General features: G+C 58.9%; 2 protein-coding genes. One reads left to right on the top strand and one right to left on the bottom strand.

Annotated features, from left to right (window positions below; genetic code table 11):
- Positions 1 to 186: 186 nt before the first annotated feature.
- Positions 187 to 1,341, top strand: coding sequence for an ISAs1 family transposase (locus VEG30_16150; GenBank protein HXZ81461.1), 1,155 nt, complete (start codon positions 187 to 189; stop codon positions 1,339 to 1,341).
- Positions 1,342 to 1,386: 45 nt separating this feature from the next.
- Here the strand turns inward: VEG30_16150 and VEG30_16155 are convergent, their stop codons facing one another.
- Positions 1,387 to 2,514, bottom strand: a complete 1,128-nt coding sequence (locus VEG30_16155; protein ID HXZ81462.1) for an ISAs1 family transposase — start codon at positions 2,512 to 2,514, stop codon at positions 1,387 to 1,389.
- Between the last annotated feature and the right edge of the window lie 212 nt (positions 2,515 to 2,726).

A 2,726-nucleotide genomic window follows, 5' to 3' on the forward strand; every position in this document is an offset into this window, starting at 1 on the left:
ACGCAAAACTTGACTCAAACACTATGAGTTTTGCCCTTCAAGTGCCCTAGGGCTTCGATAGCCGAAGCCAGGGCCAGCGCGCACTCTGAGTAAATTGGGTAATCTGTAACGCTTGCGCCTTGGGCAGATTGTTTGTATAACGTTCTCTGTGTGGCTACATTCACGGCGGCTCACGGAGAGCGAACGATGGCGGACATTCAGCGTATCTCTTTGGATGAGGTCGTACTGCATTTTGCGGAGTTGGAGGATCCTCGCTCCACCGTCAATCTGCAACATCCGTTGGTCAGTGTGGTCGTCATCGCTTTGATGGCGGTGCTGGCCGGTGCGAGCGGGCCAACTGCGATTGGCAGGTGGGCTGCTTTGAAAGAAGAGTTCCTTTTGAACGCGCTGAACTTGCCGAACGGGATTCCGCGTAAGGATGTCTTTCGTCGCGTACTGATGGCGCTGCGCCCGGGTGCCTTTCAAGCCTGTTTTGTGAACTGGTTGAAGTCGTTGCGTGCAACAGCGGCCACGGCGACCGGCGTGGAGCAACCCGTTCTGGCGGTGGACGGCAAGACGGCACGGCGGAGCCACGATCGCAAGAACGGCCTGGGCGCCTTGCATTCGGTAAGCGTCTGGGCCAGCGAGTTCGGCCTGTCGCTGGGGCAGGTGGCCTGCGCCGAGAAATCGAACGAAATCACGGCCATTCCCGAGCTGCTGAGGCTGGTGGACATCAAAGGGGCAATCATCACCATCGACGCGATGGGGACCCAGAAGGCGATCGCGGCGCAGATCATCGAGCGCGAGGGCGACTATGTCTTGGCGCTGAAGGGGAACCAGGAAACGCTGCATCAGGTGATCATCGATCATATCGACGAACAACTCGATGGGGAGTTAGGGGATGCTTGTGAGCATGTGACAACCGAAAAGGGTCATGGGCGTGAGGAGATGCGAACTTATCTCCAACTCCCAGCCCCCAAGAGCCTGCCGGGATTCACGCTGTGGAAGGGGCTGAAGTCGATCGGAGTGGTGACGTCCCGTTGCCTTCGTGACGGCAAGGAGACCATCGAAGTCCGCTACTACATCAGCAGTCTGGCCATGGGCGTGAAACGGTTCGCCCGCGCTGTTCGGGGGCACTGGGGTATCGAGAACAGCTGTCACTGGAGTCTGGACATGACGTTTCGCGAGGACGAGTCTCGGCTCCGCGAGCAGCATCTGCGCGAGAACTTCGCGTGGCTGAACCGGCTTGCGTTGTCGCTCCTGAAGCAGCATCCCGGCCGCCAGAGCCTGGTCATGAAACGCCGTAGCTGCGGCTGGAGCGATGCCTTCTTGATGGAAGTCGTTACTGGATCAACATGTTAGTGTGCGCTGGCCCTGGGTGATCCCCCAGGGCGATTGCACCTTAAATCATGTTCCAAGCAGCACTTTCTGGAGATAGCTCTCGTCCCAGCCGGCGGTGAGGCGTTTGTTCTTGATGCCGACCTTCAGCGCGGTTTCGTTCTTCAGTAGGCTCAGCGCGGCGCGGCGGAGGATGCTGAAGTTCGCATCCGCGTGGCCTTGGCGGATGCGGCATTGGTCTTCCTGAAAGGTGACATCGAGCTGCCAATGCAGACGGTTCTCGATACTCCAGTGGCCGCGCACCGCGTCGGCGAATCGACGGGCCGAGATGAATTTGCTCAGGATGTAGTAACGGTTCTGCCCGACCTTCTTTCCATCCCGCTGAGTGTCGCTGATGGCTACTCCAATCGCCTTCAGACTGGTCCAACGCGCACGGTCCGGCAAGTCCTCGGGAACAGGACAAATCATGTAGTACCGGGCCTCCTTGCGGCCGTGCCCTTCTTCGTTGGTCATGTGGCAACGCATCCGGATGTCTGCGAAGTCGTCATCCACATGCTTCTCGAAGAAGTTGATGATCCCCTGATGTAACGTTGGCTGGTTATCCTTCACGGCCAGGCAATAATCCGCGCCCGCCGCGACGATTTGCCGCGCGATCTCGGTCTGACAACCCATCGCGTCGATGGTGACCATAGCTCCCGACAACTCGAGCATTTCCAGCAGTTTCGGAATGGCCGTGATCTCGTTGCTCTTGGCGTCGACGACGACTTGTCCCAAGCTAATATGATTCGCGGTCGCCCAAGCACTGACCATGTGAATGGCCGCCTTGCTGTCAGCCGCATCGAAGCTGCGGCGGAGCGTCTTCCCGTCGATGGCGATCACCTGCCCATCGGTGATTTCGTGCAGGGCCGTGATCCAACTCAGCAAACACTTCTCGAACTCTGCCGGTTTGATGGCGGCGAAGATCGCATTGAAACGATCGTGCGACGGAATGCCGGTCTCCAAGTCCAGAAACCGAGCCAGCCACTCACGCTTGGTTGTCCCAAACCGGGCAATGGCGACGAAATCATCCGCACCACAGATCACCGCGCAGACTGCAATGACCACCACATTGATCAGAGGATAAATCACCTCACGACGCCGCGGATCCGTGAGTTCCGCAAAGTGGTCTGCGATCCGAACCGACTTGGGCTTCGACATGGCATGGATTCCTGGCTCGCGCGATCTTCTCCACCCTCGTTGCTTCGCAACAAACGGCGAAAACGCGTCTGCCCAATCATGCCAAATTACCCATCATGGCGCAATCGCCCTGGGCCCGGCCCCGGGAGCCGATGAGTCACCTGCTCGGGGCCTGTTCGTGCGCGCGGCCCCGCCCGCCGCTTCTGCCGTGAACCGGGAAAAAGTTGTCTCGG

This window comes from Terriglobales bacterium, assembly GCA_035624455.1.
Classification (GTDB): Bacteria; Acidobacteriota; Terriglobia; order Terriglobales; family Acidobacteriaceae; genus DASPRM01.